Raw genomic sequence first — 15291 nt, forward strand, 5'->3', positions numbered from 1 at the left:
TGTGATTGTTTCTAGTTACAACACTCTTTTCAATTGTTCAGAAAGTGATTTTTTGAGAAAGATGTAATCTTTGATTTCCTCTAATACATTTTGTAATTGCTCTATTGCAGTGTCTTCTTGCAAACTAAGTTTGAGTTCTTCTATTTTAAGATTGATTAAAAAACAACGCAATGATAAAATGGTTTCACTTGTTAATTGCGCAATAGTTTCTTCTTTTGGTTTTACAAAAATGTTTTGCGCTTCCCAATTGTGCAGTTCATACCGTTCTTCTCGCATGAGAATGTCCGTAACTTCACTGGCAATTTCTGGCTCAATTTCGTTGACAAACGTATCTATTTCTAAATTTCCAGTTTCATTGAGCTTTTCAATAGCTTTGTAATAGATAGCTTTGAATTTTTCATTTGCCAAATCAATTTCATCTTGTTGTAAATCGAGATAGAGCTTTTCAAAAACACGTGCTTCAAATAATTCGCGCTCCATTTTTAGTTCGCCATCATCGTTTTCTTTTAAGATTAAGTCTTCAAAAGTGGTTTCCATGTTTCCGTACAACAATAAGATTTCAATTAGTTTTCGTTCCAACACATATTGAACATCTACTTTTTCAGCTTTTTTCTCCGTTTTTATAACTTCAAAAGCCTTTTTTTCTTGCCGAACTTGTTTGTTTGCTTCCTTAATTCCTTTATTTTGAATTTGTGCTAAGGTTGCAAATAACACTTCTTCCGAAATGTCCATGATACGAGACGTTTCACGTAAATATAGTTCTTGCTTGATCCGATCCGATACTTTGGAAATACTAGACATCATATCATTGATGACTTCTGCCTTTTTGATTGGATCATTTTTCGCAACTTCCATTAATAACGAAGCTTTGTAACTGATAAAATCTTTTACATTGTTTTCAAAATATTCCAATACATCTTCCAATGCATTGTTTTTAGTGAAACTATCAGGATCTTCTCCTTCTGGAAATGTACATACGCGCACATTCATTCCTTGTTCTAAGATTAAATCAACTCCACGAAGCGACGCTCTAATTCCTGCCGCATCTCCATCATACAGAACTGTAATGTTTTTTGTAAGTCTATTTATTAAGCGAATTTGCTCAGTGGTTAATGCAGTTCCAGATGATGAAACTACATTGTGAATTCCGGCTTGATGCATTTGAATTACATCTGTATATCCTTCTACTAAATAACAATTATCTTCTTTCGCTATCGCTTGTTTTGCATAGTATAAACCGTATAAAACTTTACTTTTATGGTAAATATCACTTTCTGGCGAATTGAGATATTTAGCTGCTTTTTTATCATTCGTTAAGATTCTTCCACCAAAACCAAGCACGCGTCCACTCATACTATGAATTGGAAACATGACTCTTCCTTTAAAGCGATCAAAGCGTTTTTCGTCTTTTACAATTGTTAATCCAGTTTTTGCAAGATAGTTTAGATTGTAGCCTTCTTTTAACGCTTCTTTGGTAAATGCTTCCCATTCGTCTAACGCATATCCTAAACCAAATTTTTCGATGGTTTCCGTTGTAAAGCCTCTTTCTTTAAAGTATGTAAGTCCAATTGCTTTTCCCTGTGGAGATTCCCAAAGAATTTTTTGATGATATTTTTTAGCATATTCAGAAACCAAATACATGCTTTCTTTTTCGTTGGCTAACTCTTTTTCTTCATCGGTTCGTTCCGTTTCTTCAACTTCAATTCCGTATTTGTTTGCCAAGTATTTTATGGCTTCTGGATATGTAAAATGCTCGTGTTCCATTAAAAACGCTACCGCATTTCCACCTTTTCCCGAACTGAAATCTTTCCAAATTTGTTTTACTGGCGACACCATAAAAGAAGGTGTGCGTTCATCTGAGAATGGACTTAATCCTTTGAAGTTACTTCCCGATTTTTTGAGTTGTACAAAATCGCCAATGACTTCTTCTACACGAGAAATGTCAAAAACTGCATCTATAGTTGATTTTGATATCAATGGTTTTCGGGATTTTTAGGAATGAATTTCAAAAATACTAAGTTTTCATCAATATTAAGATAAAAAAGAAAAGTGTCTTCTAGAACTGACTCTTTTTTAATTTTATATTAAAAAACACAACACTAACTACTATTTTACCTCTCACTATATACTACTTTTCTTTCTAACACATAAGTCTTATATATTTAAAAATACGGTTTTACCTTACTAAAATTAATTTAAAATTTTTTACATTTAGTTAACCATTAATTAGTTACGCTGTATTTTTTTATAAAAAAAACAGCAATATTAACACAATCTATTAACTTTTAAATTCTAAAATCATGAAAAAAAAGAAAATGAGTTTACGCAAACTGGCTTTGAACAAAAAAGCAATTTCCAATTTGAGTAGCAATCAGGTTAGAGGAGGAATTCTTATTGACGGTCCAATTATTGTGACTGATTCAGATTTCTGCCCGTCAGATTTCTGTCCATCAGATTTTTGCCCGTCTAACGGATGCCCATCTAATGGATGCCCGACAGATTTCTGTCCTTCGAATTTTTGTCCTTCAAGATTATGTCCTTCTATAACTATTATAGACGTAAGATAGTGACTTTCACTTTTTAGATTAAAATTAAAAGGAGATACTACACAGGTATCTCCTTTTTTTACATATTAGTTATTTAGTGATATCGTATGATTTGTGTTTTTGATAAAGATGAGAAGATCATACATTACAGCCGGATTGACTTCATAATAATCTTTCTCCGTATTTTTACTGTACCCAAATAGTTTTAGTTTTTGCTTGGTTAGTTTTTTACAAATTTCTTTGATTCTTGAAGTGATTGGAAAGTAATAGGCTTCCGATTTGTTTTGCGCTAATTTTTCTTCAAAAGTATTTGTTGGCGGTGTCGGATAGTCGCTTGTAAATAATTCATCATCAAAATTATGATTGTCATTTATAAACCTATTTTTTATATAGGAATATGTACCGCTAAAACTGCTCATTCCTATGGCAATATATTCGTTTGGAAATTCTTTTTTTAGGTTTCTTCCCATCAAACCAATTTCATTATCAATGATAACTTCTTTTGAAATATGCGCATTGTGTGCCCAAACTATGATTTTAGCTGTTGGATCTTTAGCAAAATATGCAACTCGTTCAGCCATGACAATATCGCGTGTTTTGATGTTTCCTTTAAAAATTAGCTCATAATTAATGTATGAATTTTTACCATTGGCTAGTAATTCTTCTAAATATTTAGATTCAATTTGCTCTTTTTTAACTTCTTTTTCCAATTTCAAAAGTAATCGATATATTTCTCTATTATAACCGTATTCATCAACTTTTTCAGGTTTTTTAGCTGGGAACTTCTCGTAGTATGCATTTGGTTCTAAAGCAACTCGTAGCTTGATTTCTTTGAGTGTTTCTTTGATTTCATCTGTCATGTGTGCATCCAATTCTTGTGTAATTAACGCTGGTAAAATTTCTCTGTATGAATCGTCACAACCTTTAAATGGAATTGTCGTATGCGTTTGATTGTACTTTTTTAACCAAGTCAAAAACTTTTTCATTTCTTGTGATTGATAGATCGAAAAAAGATGATTTTTCATTAAAGAATCTAACGATTGTGTTTGCAAATTTTGCGATAGAAGTTCCATATCTTCATATGGATTTTCCAAGATAACCATCGTAAATCCTTTTTCCTTTATCAACTTTTGCGTAATCGCATTTCTAAGTTCATAAAACTCTTTAGTTCCGTGTGTATCTTCGCCTAGTGCAACAATACGCTTGTCTCCTATTTGAGCAACAAGCGCATCTAAAGATGTGTCTAATTTTTGCGTTGACACTAAATTTATGTCTGTTTTTATGTTATTAATTTCTTGTTGCAATGCTTGTCCATTCGCGGAAAGCGCAACACAAATAGTAAAGAGTAAGAAGATTTTTTTCATTGTTATTTGGCATTAGTTTTCTACACAACTCTACAGGAAAGTTGTGAAATGTAGTTTTGATTTGAATTTTAGTAAATGTCAGATCGAGAAGTACTTTGCTAGGTATTGCACTAGATATAACGAATTAGGAATTTGCAACTCAATCAGATACTTGTGAACTTTGTTTGTTTTTAAAATACATCTAATCGTAAACCAAGGGAAATGTTCCGTTGTTCTAAGTTTGGACTTTTGAATATTGGCGATAAATCATATTTGCAGTATAAACTTAAATCGTCCCAACCGATGTAACCTGCTAAACCATAGACAAATGTGTTTGTATTGAAGTTTCTACGAATTTCCTGATCAACACGATCACCATCTTCTGAATATTTTAGTTTTTGCTTTACGGCAATGTTAAATCCTGCATAACCACCAATTCCGATTTTGAATTTTTTACGTGTGTTGTAACGAATGTAATGATCGGTTTCTTTTTTGTTTGAAGGACCAAATTCAAAGTAAATTGGCACTACCAAATTGGTCATTCTAATTTTTGAGCGTCGTAAATCATTCGGAAATTGTTCTAAGGTAGTTGTGTTACCATTGTCTACAAAAACACGATTTCCTGTTGGTTTTAAATTGTTGTATTGTAACGATAGTCCGTACTTGAATCGTACAAAATTATGTTTTTTAAAGAGACGTGTTCGCCAACTAATTCCAAATTCAAAAAATCGGGAACCTGCCATTCGGTAATCGGAATCGCCAAGCGATTTTCCATCTTGTAGCGCATTGTTAAATCCTAAAGCAAACACCAAATCAGAATACGTACGTCTGTCATAACGAAAAGGTCTCTTTTTAATTTTTCGTGAATCAAACACTTCTCCAAACCGAATGAAACTTCCGTTTTCTTGGATTCGGTAATCGAGTAACATTTCACGTTTTTCTTTTGCCATACGATACTCAATATTTGCAGCTGTTAACATTGCAGCTTTCTTTTTCTGTTTTTCTGCTTCTTCTTTGCTGATTTTTCCTTTTTCAAGATCCGAATTAATTAGCTCTACAGTATTTTTTAGCAATATTTTTTCATCTTCTGTAATGATGCGTAGTCGATTTTCCAAATACTTTTTAGTTCTTTCTTTTTTAAGTTGAATCGAATCTTTTTGTTGTGCCTGCATCGTAAAGTTTACGCATAGGAATGCCAGGCATAAATACATAGTAATTGTTTTCATGTTCGTTTTTTTTTTAGTGAATTAACTCACTTATGATAAGTTCTTAGTTATGATTAATTTCGATCAGCGAGTAAGGTTTTGCCCTTTTTCACATTTTTCTTGATGAGATCAAATACTCTTTGCTTGAATGATCTATCTAATTCGTATTCGACCTCATTTAGCAATTCGTCAGCAGTTGCGAATCGCATCGTGTCTTTTTCCTTTGTTATCTCTAATTCTGAAAGTGATTGTTGTGCTTCTTTGAGCATTTGATTAATTTCAGCATCCGTAATTGTACTATTTTCAGCAACTGACAAAGCGGCTATTGATGCTTTTAAATCTTTATTTGTATCAACAACTACATCTTTTTGTGTGATGATTGCTTCTATTTCTTTAGGTAAATTTTCGTTTTCTTGAACAACAACAGTATTTTCAATTTCCTTTTGTAATTTAATAACAATTTCTCTTTGTTTGTTTGGAATTAACGCTTCCTTTTTAGGTGATTTTTCAACTATTTCTGATTGTTTTAGATAGAATAAATCTTTATGTACTGCAATTGCAGCGTTAAATAATTCATCGTTAATTTCTTCTTTTAGAATAGTGGATTTTGGTGTTTCTATTTCTTCTTGAACTTTAATTGCTTCGGTTTCAACTACGCTTTGTACTTGAGATTCTCCAACGCTTTTACTCACCATAAGCGTAATTAAACCAACCAATAACGCTAAACAAGCGGCATACGGATATAATTTTCGACGCTTTTTATTTTGATCATTCGCATCTAATTGAGTGGCAAGTTGCTCCCAAGAATTTTTAGGAACTTCTATCCTGCGCTCTTCTAATATGTCTTTTATATTATGCAATTTCATTAGTTCTGTTTTTTTTTGATTGAAGTTGTGCTTGAAGCGTTTTTTTCGCCTTAAACAATTGTGTTTTTGACGTACTTACGGAAATATTGAGCATTGCTGCAATTTCTTGGTGCTTGTATCCTTCCATTTCATACAAATTGAATACAATTCTATATCCTTGTGGCAATACATCAATTGCTTTTTGAATTTCTGCTACGCCAGCATTCACGTCCATTTCACATGCTACAACTTCCGTATAATTTTCTATTTCTTCAACAGCAATTAATGGGTTCTTTTTTCTGAGAAATGAAATCGATTCACGAATCATTATTCTTCGAATCCAACCTTCAAAACTTCCTTCGTTTTTAAACGTTTTGATATGCGTAAATACTTTAAAAAATCCAGAAAGCATTGTTTCTTCAGCGTCATGAACATTTGAAATATAATACCTGCAAACACTTAACATCTTTGGTGCATGTTGCGTATAAAGTGCATGTTGCGCTTTACGATCATTGCGTTTTGCTCGCTTGATGAGTTGTGTTTCTTGTAGATGTAATTGAATAACTTTCACAGTACAGGTTGCTTTCTATTGACATAGACGCAATTTTTATATAAATGGTTGTCTGCGTATGAAAAAAAATTATTTTTTTCTGTCAATTACGTAGTTAACCATCAGTTCTAATGAATCTTTAAATGTTGATTGAGGATAGGTATTTAGTAGGTTGAGTGCTTTTTCTTGATACAATTTCATTTGTGTAGTTGCATATTCCAATCCGCCCGTTTTTTTTACAAAGGCAATCACTTCTTTGACTCTTTTTTTGTCTTTGTTATGATTTTTTATCGAATTGATCACCCATTTTTTCTCTTCTTTGGTACAATGATTTAAGGTATAAATCAGCGGAAGCGTCATTTTTTGCTCTTTAATATCAATTCCAGTTGGCTTTCCAATTTGCGTGTCGCCATAATCAAATAAGTCATCTTTTATCTGAAACGCCATACCAATATATTCACCAAACAATCGCATGCGTTCTACTTCTTCATCGGAAGCTTCTACAGAACGTGCGCCCATGGCACAACAAGCGGCAATTAAAGTTGCTGTTTTTTGACGAATAATTTTGTAATAAATATCTTCTGTAATATCAAGTCTACGTGCTTTTTCAATCTGAAGTAATTCGCCTTCACTCATTTCACGAACCGCTACTGAGATAATTTTTAACAAGTCAAAATCACCATTATCAATGGAAAGTAATAATCCTTTTGATAATAAATAATCACCAACTAATACGGCAATTTTATTTTTCCACAAAGCATTTATTGAAAAGAAACCTCTTCTTCTATTGGAATCATCAACGACATCATCATGTACTAAGGTTGCGGTATGAATAAGTTCAATAACGGAAGCTCCACGATAAGTTCTATCATTAACAGTTCCGTCAGAAACCATTTTGGAAACCAAGAACACGAACATGGGACGCATTTGTTTCCCTTTTCTATTTACAATATAATGCGTGATTCGATTGAATAGCGCGACTTTGGAAGTCATGGAATTGGAAAACTTTTTTTCAAAGAGTTCCATTTCTTTTTCGATGGGTTGTTTTATCTGCGCAACTACTTTCATTCGACTGTAAAGATATCAACTAATTCTATGATTTTATAGTTTTTAACAAGATTCAAACAGTTCAAAACGTAATTAATTGTTTTATTTTCATCATTTTGAAGATAGTATACTCTATTTTGACATTAAATAAATCTGTTTTAATTTTTAGTTTCTTTTAGTGAATCAAAAATAATCATTCTCATTTTTTATATAATTTATAAAAATATTGGTGTTTACAATAAAAACATAGGCAATATGCTGGTGTTCTATATTTTTTCATAACTTTATGAATACTAACACTTAAACCTCGATATATGAGAAAAATTACACTTTTACTTTTATGCATGTTCTATCAATTAGGATATGCTCAATTATCAGAAGATTTTGAATCTGGTACTACAATACCTGCTGGATGGGCAAGTTTTATAGGGACAAATGGCCTTGGAACTACTCAAAATTGGCAAATAAACAACGGAACAACAAATAATGTTGCGTTTGTTACTTGGGAAGCTGTTGTTGGAGGAAATGCAGAAGATTGGCTGGTAAGTCCGCAATTTACTGTAGATGCAACAAATTTCATTCTTTCGTTTGATCAATCGGATAGTTTTTCAGATGATTTTGGTTCAACCTATACAATTAGAGTGTCCACAGGTGCAAGTCAAACTACACATGCCGATTTTACCATTATTGATACACAAACTGAAACTGATGTTTGGTCTGGTGGTCCTTTAGCGCAACACACTGTAGACTTAACAGCGTATATTGGACAACCTATTTACGTAGCTTTTGTTTTAGAACAAAACGATGGTGACCGTTGGATTATTGATAACATAGACATGATTGCCGATGCATCTGCTCCAGAACCTGCAGAAACACCGACACCTGCAGATATGGCAATGAATGTCGTTATTGATCCTGCAGATGATAATATGGATGGAACACCTGATAATTCTGTTACGTTTGCTTGGGTCGCATCCGCTACAGGAGATCCTGCAACTGCGTATGATGTATATTTAGGAGATTCTCCTACTACGTTAGCGTTGCTAGGAACGCTTGGAAATACGACAGTAGATATTACTGGAATGGAGTATTCTACATTATATTATTGGCAAATTGTAGCTAAAAATGTTGGTGGTGACGCTATGAATTCTCCTATTTGGAGTTTTACAACAGAAATTGATCCTGCTTTGTCTGTAGACGAAGTAAATTCGACTAATTTCAAATATTATCCAAATCCGACAAAAGGATTGATACAGTTTGAAAGCAACTTGACTATTGATAATTTAAAAGTTATTAATTTATTTGGTCAAGAGGTGATACGCGTTAATGAAAATATCTTATCAACGAAACAAATAGACATTTCTTCATTAAAAACTGGAACTTATATAACGTGAGTTCGACTTAAGAAGATGTTTTAATTGTTTGTAAAATAGAGAAGGAATCATTAACTTAATATTCTGAATAACAAGCTAATAATAAGAACTTCTCTATGATTACTGACAATAAAATTATTGAAATATTTTGTCTTTTAGACGATTTTAGTAAAGAATATAACGATTTGGTTACCAAAAACAGTCTTCTTGACCCAAATAAAAAGAAAATACGCAAAAGAAAGCGTAAAATGTCTGATGCAGAAGTAATGACTATTTTAGTTATTTTTCATTTCAAATCTTACCGAAATCTGAAGCACTTCTATATAAATCATGTGTGTAAACATATGCGTAATGAGTTCCCCGATTGTGTTTCATACAATCGTTTTGTTGAACTTCAAAAAAAAGTAGTTCAACCACTAGGAGTATTTATGAAAATGCATTGTTTGGGTAGTTGTACTGGCATTTCATTTATAGATTCTACTACGTTGAAATCCTGTCACTATAAAAGAGAAAAGCAACATAAAGTGTTTGCTGGTTTAGCTCAAAAAAGTTACGGAACCTTAGGTTGGTTTTATGGATTTAAATTACATCTTGTCTGTAACGATAAAGGTGAACTAGTCGAGTTTATGCTTACTCCAGGGAATGTGGATGATAGAAAACCTCTTAGAAACAAATCATTCAATGATAAAATATTTGGTAAAATTTATGGAGACAAAGGCTATCTCGGAAAAGATTTATTTGAAAAATTATTTGTAGATGGAATTCATTTAATAACAAAAGTGAGAAAGAATATGAAGAAAAAAGCAATGGATTTTATGGATAAAGTACTATTAAGAAAAAGAGCTGTAATTGAATCTGTAAATGACATCTTAAAAAATGTATGTTATATTGAGCATACAAGACATAGGTCGGTAGATAATTTTATATCAAACTTGGTCTGTGGATTAATAGCATATAGTTTTATACCTAAAAAACCATCTATCAAAATTACTAATATGCTCCCAAATATTGGAATAAGTTAAGTCGAACTCACGTTATATACTAATTGTTACTATAGGTGACACCGTAAGTTCTTATAAAGTTATTAAAGAATAAGAAGTATATTTTTATACTAAACAGAAAGCCTTTGAAGTATTTACTTTGAAGGTTTTTTGTATTTGATTGAAAATTAAATAGTGAGCTTTGTCAAGAATTCACGAATGTTTTTTATTCTTGTTGATGGAACTTGGATGAGATTTGTACTCATTGAATACGTTGTTGTATTGAAAGATTACTTTATGAGACGCCACATTAAACTCAGCATGACATACTGATTTTCAACACTTAACACTAACTTCTCAAAAACTAAAAAACTACTCTTTATTTGCCAATTGTCCGCAAGCCGCATCAATATCTTTTCCACGTGAACGTCTTACCGTAACTGTAATTCCGTTTTGTTCAAGTGAATCTACATAGCGGTCAATTGCTTTGTCACTTGCTTGTTGAAATTGTCCGTCATCAATTGGATTGTATTCAATTAGATTGACTTTACTTGGCACGTCTTTACAGAATTTTACCAACGCATTGATGTCTTTTTGCTGATCGTTAATTCCATCCCAAACTACATATTCGTACGTGATTTTATTTTTGGTTTTATCATACCAATAGGCTAACGCTTCTTTTAAGTCTGTAAGTGGAAAGTGCTCATTAAACGGCATAATTTCCGTTCGAACTTCATCAATAGCAGAATGTAACGATACTGCCAATTTGAATTTGACTTCATCATCCGCCATTTTTTTGATCATTTTTGGAACACCCGAAGTTGAAACAGTAATTCGTTTTGGTGACATTCCTAAACCTTCTTCTGACGTAATTTTGTCAATTGCTTTGATAACATTATTATAATTCATCAATGGTTCGCCCATTCCCATGAATACAATGTTTGATAATGGTCTGTTATGGTATAATCTACTTTCGCGATCTATAGCAACTACCTGATCATATATTTCATCAGGATTTAGATTTCGCATACGTTTTAATCGTGATGTAGCGCAAAATTTACAGTCTAAACTACATCCAACCTGACTTGACACACAAGCTGTTGTTCGTGTGCTTGTTGGAATTAACACAGATTCTACAATTAAACCATCGTGCAAGCGTACCGCATTTTTAATCGTTCCATCATTACTGCGTTGCATTTTATCAACGTGAATGTGATTGATCACGAAGTTTTCTTCCAACATTTGACGTGTTTCTTTGGAAACATTGGTCATGTCTTCAAATTTATGCGCACCTTTTTGCCAAAGCCATTCATATACTTGGTTTCCTCTGAATGCTTTGTCTCCTTGTGCTACAAAGAAATCTCGAAGTTGTTCTTTGTTCAACGCGCGTATGTCTTTTTTACTTGCTTGCATACTGCAAAAATAGTTAGAATTTATGGTTTTGTTGCCGAACCCATAAATCAATTTAAATATGAAGCGATTGAAAGTAGAACATTCACATATTACCGCTTTTTAATTTTAATCTCTAACTCAAAATCACCTTCTGTTAAACCTTCTGCACCAACAACACCAATCACTATTTTATAGGAACGATTAATCGCATTCACCCTAACTTTTCGAGTATGATCTTGTGTTTTTCCACGCCATTTACGATCCCATTTATGGTCAGCTTCGCACGTAACACAACTACTCAATTTTGGTGGTAATTGTTCATTGGACAAACCAACTTGATACGCATACAGACTAAAGTTTTGATTTTTATTTTTAGGAATGAGTCTGATAAACATTTCAGAATATTTCGGTATCGTTGTTGAATATATAACGTGATTTCCAGAGAATTTTTGGTTTTGAGTTGCAGGAAAACAAGCTACACTACTATTTGCCGCCCAAGACAAATCGCTGATTAAACCACCTGTTTCAAGATTTCCATTTATTGTTGTGACTGTTCCTGTTGTTTCTATTTTCATAACTTCAACTTTAGCTGTCATCATAGGAATTTCTTCACCGCCATTTAGTTTTATTTCTAACGTAAAATCACCTTCCGTTAAACCTTCTGCGCCTACAACACCAATCACTATTTTATAGGCACGATTAATAGCATTCACTCTAACTTTTCGAGTATGATCTTGTGTTTTTCCGCGCCATTTTCGATCCCATTTATGGTCAGCTTCGCACGTGATACAACTACTCAAATTTGGCGGTAATTGTTCATTGGATAAACCAACTTGATATGCATATAAACTAAGGTTGTGATTTTTATTTTTTGGAATGAGTTTGATGAACATTTCAGAACGCTTTGGTATCGTTGTTGAATAAAAAACATGATTTCCAGAGAATTTTTGATTTTGAGTCGCAGGAAAACAGGCTACACTGCTATTAGCCGCCCATGATAGATCTGAAATTTGTTGTCCGTCAGCTAAATTTCCTTGATAGGAAACGGTACTATTCGCTTTTACTTTTAATACAGAAATTTGTGTGTTTCTATTTTGCGAAAAAGCATTGTTAATGATAAATAAACAAAAGAATGTGTATAGAATACTTGTTTTCATGAAGTAATAGTTTGTGATTATTTTTTTCAAGAATATACACAACGCTTTGCTTACTAACGAATTGTACACTCAACATATTAAATGTAGCAAAAACTAACTCAATAAAAGTTTTGCATGTGTTTTTGGTTAGTAATTCTGTACAAATAACCAATTACACATATTGTTGCCTATTTAAAAAGTTTCTGTTGCGCTTCGGAAAAGGAAAAATAAGGCTGTCGCTATATATTTTTCTTTACCACGGAGATTTAAAGAAGAAAGTATAAAACTCTTTCATACGATCGTTTTCAAAAAGAATTGGGAAAATTTTATCAGACGCTAATAATTCTAAAAAACAAAATCCTGCCAAAGACAGGATTTTATAAATATGGTATATGTTTTCTATTTACAGAATTAACATAGCGTCTCCGTAAGAATAGAATTGGTATCCTTCTTTAATTGCTTCTTTGTATGCTTTTAGGATAAAATCGTGACCTGCAAACGCTGAAACCATCATTAATAGTGTTGATTTTGGCGTATGGAAGTTTGTAATCATACAGTTTGCAATACTAAATTCGTATGGAGGAAAGATAAATTTGTTGGTCCAACCTTCGTATTCGTTTAGTGTTAAATCAGATGACACTGAACTTTCTAAAGCACGCATTACAGTTGTTCCTACTGCGCACACTTTTCTTTTCGTTTTCTTAGCATGGTTAACAGTTACAACAGCTGGCGTTTCAATTTTTAACTCTTCTGAATCCATTTTATGCTTCGATAAATCTTCTACTTCTACAGGATTAAATGTTCCTAAACCTACATGTAGTGTGATTTCAGAGAAATCGATTCCTTTAATTTCTAAACGCTTTAATAAGTGCTTTGAGAAATGCAAACCTGCTGTTGGCGCGGCTACTGCTCCTTCTTCTTTTGCATAGATAGTTTGGTAACGCTCTTCATCTTCTGGCTCTACATCTCTTTTGATGTATTTTGGAAGTGGCGTTTGTCCAAGTTCACCTAATTTCGTTCTAAATTCTTCGTATGAACCATCATACAAGAAACGTAAAGTACGACCTCTTGATGTTGTGTTGTCAATAACCTCAGCCACTAAACTTTCATCTTCTCCAAAGTATAATTTGTTTCCGATTCTGATTTTACGCGCCGGATCAACTAAAACATCCCACAAACGTTGATCTTCATTTAACTCTCTTAATAAAAAGACTTCGATTCTTGCTCCTGTTTTTTCTTTGTTTCCAAATAATCTTGCAGGAAATACTTTCGTATTGTTCAACACCATTACATCATCTTCTTCAAAGTAGTCTACTAAGTCTTTGAATTTTTTGTGCTCGATTGTTTGTTTTTCACGATTTAACACCATTAAACGTGCTTCATCTCTATGTTCAGAAGGGTATTCAGCTAATAAATCTTCAGGAAGTTCAAAATTGAAATGCGATAGCTTTTTTGCCATAAGTCTTTTGAGTTATTTTTTTAAGAACCGCAAATATACAATCTCAAAATAGGCGTTGTCAAGTATTTAGGGAGTTTTTTTAGTTTTCTTTTGTTACAACACCAATCTTTTCCAAATCTTTCCAAAAATTTGGGTACGATTTTGATACTACATCCGCTTTTTCAACTTCCAACGGAACACGCAATGCCAACGGTGCAAAAGCCATTGCCATTCTATGATCTTTGTAGGTAGCAATTGTTATATTTTCATTAATTGTAGTTGCTTTGTGTAAATGCAAAGACGCATCTGTAATGTCTACAGAACCGCCAAGTTTTTCCAATTCCGTTTGTAACGCAATTAACCGATCTGTTTCTTTGATTTTAAGCGTATGCAAACCAATCATTTCACAAGATAATTGCAATCCGAAAGCCGTTACCGCAATAGTTTGAGCAATATCTGGCGCGTTTTTTAAGTCGAGCTGAATGGTTTTCTGCGTTGCTTCTTGCTTTTTAGTAAGCGTAATTGTGTTTTCAGAGAACGTAGTTTCTACACCAAATTCTTGATAGATTTCTGCTAGGCATGAATCGCCCTGTAAACTATTTTGTTTGTAAGATGATAGTTTTATTGTTGTTCCTATTTCGCTTAGCGCGATTAAACTATAAAAATACGAAGCCGAACTCCAATCAGATTCTACCGTGAACTTTCTTGCTTCTTGCTTCGCTTCAAATCGTGCTACATTGATCGTGTTTCCTTCAAAATTTGTTTTTACACCTAATTCGTCCAATAAAGCAAGTGTCATTTTTATATACGGAACTGATGTTATTTTTCCATCTAGCGTAAGCGTTAAACCATTTTTTAAAGTTGGTGCAATTAATAGCAGGGCAGATATGTATTGACTACTTACATTTGCCGCCAATGTTACTTGATTCTCTAGTAATTTTTGCCCTTTAATTTGCAAAGGCGGATAGCCTTCATTGTTTGTGTATTGAATTTCCGCACCTAGTTGTCGCAATGCATCAACAAGTATTTTTATTGGGCGTTCTTGCATTCTTGACGAACCTGTTAATGTAATTTCTTGTCCGTTTTGCGTTGCGTAATATGCTGTTAGAAAACGCATTGCCGTTCCTGCGTGGTGAATGTCTTTTACAGTATCCGAAGATTGTAATGCTTTTTGCATTAAGGTAGCATCGTCCGAGTTTGATATGTTCGCAATTGATATGTTTGAATATAGAGCTTGCAGTAATAACAGTCGGTTAGATTCGCTTTTGGAACCTGTTATTGCTAGGTTAGATTGTTTGTGTAGTGACGATTTTTGAAGCTTTATGTTCATGCTATTTGTGTATTCTTGATTGTTAAATATTCTCATGAAATAGCAAAATGTGTGATTCTGAATCAAGTTCAGAATGACCTACTTTTAACTTTTTAGAGAAGTATTC

13 protein-coding genes are annotated in these 15291 nt (G+C 33.0%); 3 read left to right on the forward strand and 10 right to left on the reverse strand.

The features are described from left to right. Nucleotides 1–15: 15 nt before the first annotated feature. Nucleotides 16–1977 carry a DNA primase gene (gene dnaG, locus ACQ654_RS09190; protein WP_430410029.1) on the reverse strand — a complete coding sequence of 654 codons (1962 nt, stop codon included), beginning with the start codon at nucleotides 1975–1977 and terminating at the stop codon, nucleotides 16–18. 323 nt (nucleotides 1978–2300) lie between these two features. Between dnaG and ACQ654_RS09195 the strand changes: the two genes are divergently transcribed. Beyond that, a complete protein-coding gene (locus ACQ654_RS09195; RefSeq protein ID WP_430410030.1) occupies nucleotides 2301–2567 on the forward strand; it encodes a Cys-every-fifth RiPP peptide CefA in 267 nt (88 codons plus the stop codon). 65 nt (nucleotides 2568–2632) lie between these two features. On the opposite strand, the gene ACQ654_RS09200 is transcribed toward ACQ654_RS09195, so the two are convergent. The 5 genes from ACQ654_RS09200 to ACQ654_RS09220 form a co-directional block, all read right to left on the reverse strand. Beyond that, entirely contained in the window at nucleotides 2633–3910 is a 1278-nt protein-coding gene (locus ACQ654_RS09200) for an erythromycin esterase family protein (RefSeq protein ID WP_430410031.1), read from the reverse strand. 170 nt (nucleotides 3911–4080) lie between these two features. Further along, nucleotides 4081–5115 (reverse strand): hypothetical protein, encoded by a 1035-nt coding sequence (locus ACQ654_RS09205; protein ID WP_430410032.1) that lies wholly within the window; start codon nucleotides 5113–5115, stop codon nucleotides 4081–4083. Nucleotides 5116–5168: 53 nt separating this feature from the next. After that, nucleotides 5169–5960, reverse strand: coding sequence for a hypothetical protein (locus ACQ654_RS09210; protein WP_430410033.1), 792 nt, complete (start codon nucleotides 5958–5960; stop codon nucleotides 5169–5171). Further along, nucleotides 5947–6510 carry an RNA polymerase sigma factor gene (locus ACQ654_RS09215; RefSeq protein ID WP_430410034.1) on the reverse strand — a complete coding sequence of 188 codons (564 nt, stop codon included), beginning with the start codon at nucleotides 6508–6510 and terminating at the stop codon, nucleotides 5947–5949. Before ACQ654_RS09215 ends, ACQ654_RS09210 begins: the two co-directional genes overlap by 14 nt. Nucleotides 6511–6579: 69 nt before the next feature. Continuing rightward, the gene (locus ACQ654_RS09220; protein WP_430410035.1) at nucleotides 6580–7557 is read right to left on the reverse strand and encodes a polyprenyl synthetase family protein; all 978 of its coding nucleotides are present in this window, start codon (nucleotides 7555–7557) and stop codon (nucleotides 6580–6582) included. A gap of 293 nt (nucleotides 7558–7850) precedes the next feature. On the opposite strand from ACQ654_RS09220, the gene ACQ654_RS09225 reads away from it, so the two are divergent. After that, nucleotides 7851–8930, forward strand: a complete 1080-nt coding sequence (locus ACQ654_RS09225; RefSeq protein WP_430410036.1) for a choice-of-anchor J domain-containing protein — start codon at nucleotides 7851–7853, stop codon at nucleotides 8928–8930. 95 nt (nucleotides 8931–9025) lie between these two features. Continuing rightward, a complete protein-coding gene (locus ACQ654_RS09230; protein WP_430409813.1) occupies nucleotides 9026–9931 on the forward strand; it encodes an IS982 family transposase in 906 nt (301 codons plus the stop codon). A gap of 330 nt (nucleotides 9932–10261) precedes the next feature. On the opposite strand, the gene rlmN is transcribed toward ACQ654_RS09230, so the two are convergent. The 4 genes from rlmN to ACQ654_RS09250 form a co-directional block, all read right to left on the reverse strand. After that, the gene (gene rlmN / locus ACQ654_RS09235; RefSeq protein WP_430410037.1) at nucleotides 10262–11302 is read right to left on the reverse strand and encodes a 23S rRNA (adenine(2503)-C(2))-methyltransferase RlmN; all 1041 of its coding nucleotides are present in this window, start codon (nucleotides 11300–11302) and stop codon (nucleotides 10262–10264) included. An 89-nt stretch (nucleotides 11303–11391) separates the two neighbouring features. Next, a complete protein-coding gene (locus ACQ654_RS09240) occupies nucleotides 11392–12438 on the reverse strand; it encodes a hypothetical protein (RefSeq protein ID WP_430410038.1) in 1047 nt (348 codons plus the stop codon). A gap of 382 nt (nucleotides 12439–12820) precedes the next feature. Continuing rightward, nucleotides 12821–13876, reverse strand: coding sequence for a tRNA preQ1(34) S-adenosylmethionine ribosyltransferase-isomerase QueA (gene queA, locus ACQ654_RS09245; protein ID WP_430410040.1), 1056 nt, complete (start codon nucleotides 13874–13876; stop codon nucleotides 12821–12823). A 79-nt stretch (nucleotides 13877–13955) separates the two neighbouring features. Then, nucleotides 13956–15185: a 3-phosphoshikimate 1-carboxyvinyltransferase gene (locus ACQ654_RS09250; protein WP_430413016.1), complete on the reverse strand. Its 1230-nt coding sequence runs from the start codon at nucleotides 15183–15185 to the stop codon at nucleotides 13956–13958. Between the last annotated feature and the right edge of the window lie 106 nt (nucleotides 15186–15291).

Source organism: Kordia sp. (assembly GCF_965283645.1).
Classification (GTDB): Bacteria; Bacteroidota; Bacteroidia; order Flavobacteriales; family Flavobacteriaceae; genus Kordia.